Consider the following 2,461-nt stretch of genomic DNA (forward strand, 5'->3'; position numbering starts at 1 on the left):
ATACCAGCGCACGCATTGCAAAATCACTTCACCATGAAAATGGCGCCATTTGAAATCAGCTGGATTTTTTAAACTCATTAAAATACGTCTCAAATGTTGGTAATTATATTACCTTCTTGTTTTTGCAACAGCACCGTATTAAGTACTGCATTTTTTTCTTTTCAGGATTTATGTTATGCAAAAAAGTAGCGAACGTTAGACAACATTGATTTACATAACCTTCAGGCATACTAGTGTAACTTAAGAAGCTACCCCTAATTCGTTGCCAACGGTTAGCTAGGAAGGATTCAATAAGGTCTATTATGCAAGAATCATTTTGCTCTAAATTATGGGTTATTTGTTCTAACTCTTTAATAGTTTCCTTAGCTTCACTTAAAATTAAATCTTCTTTTAACCCGGTTATCTCTGTGGTTAAAAAAATAGCATGCTCTGCTCTAGTCTGGCTTATAGCATTAAGTAAATTAGCCTTATTTATAATGATTTCTTTATTTATTATCATTACATATCCTTATCTCTTGTAGGTTGGGCCTTAACCGGTATTGGGATTTTAAAATATCCAACTATAAACTGCTTGCTAAAAGCGCAGTTAGATCAAAGAGAAGAGTAGATAAAAAAAATCAAATAAAGTCCATGACTTATTTAAAAAGAAAGTTACTTTAGCCTATTTTATTTAATTTTAACTAGATGAGGATTGGCACCTAGACTAGAATTAGGAATAGAATTAACCCAAATAGAATAAAAAAATAATTTTTTAAAATAAGCTTCCTACAAAGTAGGAACTACTTACAAGCAATAAAATCAATCCATATATTGCTTGCAGAATTAAATAGAACGGCCAACTTGCAAAAAATTTTCCTTTTTTCGAAATTTGAAAGTAGGATTTTAAGTAAAGAATTTACTATTTTTCCTTTTAGGTGGAATTCAATTACCTGGCTTTTAAACCTTAATTGCGCTACGTAGCGCGATCAAGTTTGTGCTTTCTAGTAATAGCGAAACAGACAGACAAATTTTTGCTTACAACTAGCTTTACTAGTATTTTTGCTTACCCCTAACAGAAGCAAAATTAGAGTTTTGAATATCTAATAAACCTTCTTTATGAGCATTTTGGAAGAAATTTGGATAATTTTTTTGGTTTAGACTTGAAATAGCTAGATAAATTTGCTTAGTATACAGCCATCTTATTTTTGCAACACGCCCTAAAATAGAATGCAGAAATAAAATAATATCATATTAATTTTTAGTCTAATTTAGAAAACTAACTGCGATCACTAAAAAATTATCTATAGAAAAATCACTTTGAAATTTTTGATTTAGATGATTTAGATTAAGTAAATCTGGTTTTTGTTGATTAAAATACCATGGCTTTATTTGGAGACAAGGGAATGGATGAAATACTATTTGCATTAAAGAGAGAAAAAAATGAAAGTGTGCGATTTTTTTAAAAAACTTGATATAATTTTAAAGTTAAATAACTTCAAGGCAATTGACGCTACCCAATATTCAGATGGCACATTGGCAACCCCTGGAAAACAGGTTCGGCTTTTTTGCCTAGGAAGAGGGAATTTTTTTGAGGCGCTTTTACGTGATTGTAAATTATTTACTATTGAGATTAAACATAAATATCCAGTTGAGGAGTTTATAGTCTTAAGAAATCATAAAGAGTTTAATTTATCAACTCTTAGTGAAGATTTAGAGATTAATGATATAGAAGCAAAACAATACCTGCAAATGTTACAAACTAAATGTAAAGAGTGGGCAAAAATACGTGCTGATGCTATAAATAAATATGATAATACCTCTTTAGAGTTAACTACAAATGAAGTGACTTGTTCTGTAATCACCTTAGCTTCTGAGGGCCTTGTATTCACAAAAGATGGTGTAACTCCACGTGTATTGCTACAGTTTCAAATAGACAGAGAAAATAGGCAATTATCTGAGGCACTTGTGAAGTATTTAAAATCTCAAGATATACCTGTTTGCGTCACAGAAAACTATGAGAAAAGATTAAAGTCTATTCAAATTCTAAATCCTACTAAAAATTGGGAGGATGCTAACTCTGTTCTAGTTCAAGGATTAAAAGATACTATCATGATGACTACAGCGCCAGCAGTAAGTTTTAATTAATTCAAAATAGGATAATGGTATAAAAACTTAGATTTTTCCCCTTGGTGAATTTTTGCTCTCACTAAAAAATTTATGAGTTTCTTGGATTCAACAAATTAGTGTGACTTCTGTCTGTTTTAGTGCAGGAATTGTTGAATCGGTTACAAAAATTTTGCCCATCTTAAGCGGTGTAATACTCAAGCTTTTGTGGATCAGGCTATACACAGCAACAAAAAGTAGACGAAAGGATAGTTTTGCAAAAGCGCAGTTAGATCAAAGAGAAGAGTAGATAAAAAAAATGGCCGCGTTGCAAATACTATCAAGCGTAAGAAAAGTTAAATTTTAGGTAGATCTTACT

General features: G+C 31.0%; 2 protein-coding genes and 1 pseudogene. 1 reads left to right on the forward strand and 2 read right to left on the reverse strand.

Features of this window, described 5'->3' with window-relative positions; all coding sequences use genetic code 11:
* Positions 1 to 78 (reverse strand): annotated as a pseudogene (locus E1P04_RS18500) (IS6 family transposase); the annotation flags it as partial.
* Positions 79 to 103: 25 nt separating this feature from the next.
* Positions 104 to 499 carry a hypothetical protein gene (locus E1P04_RS17420; protein WP_131784122.1) on the reverse strand — a complete coding sequence of 132 codons (396 nt, stop codon included), beginning with the start codon at positions 497 to 499 and terminating at the stop codon, positions 104 to 106.
* 920 nt (positions 500 to 1,419) lie between these two features.
* Here E1P04_RS17420 and E1P04_RS17425 point away from each other — a divergent pair.
* Entirely contained in the window at positions 1,420 to 2,124 is a 705-nt protein-coding gene (locus E1P04_RS17425) for a hypothetical protein (protein ID WP_131784123.1), read from the forward strand.
* The last annotated feature ends 337 nt before the right edge of the window (positions 2,125 to 2,461 follow it).

This window comes from Legionella gresilensis (assembly GCF_900639865.1).
In the GTDB taxonomy this organism is placed as follows: Bacteria; Pseudomonadota; Gammaproteobacteria; order Legionellales; family Legionellaceae; genus Legionella_C; species Legionella_C gresilensis.

Coding starts and splice junctions, on each gene's coding strand:
- E1P04_RS17420 (WP_131784122.1), bottom strand. CDS start 499: ATGATAATAAATAAAGAAATCATTATAAATAAGGCTAATTTACTTAAT.
- E1P04_RS17425 (WP_131784123.1), top strand. CDS start 1,420: ATGAAAGTGTGCGATTTTTTTAAAAAACTTGATATAATTTTAAAGTTA.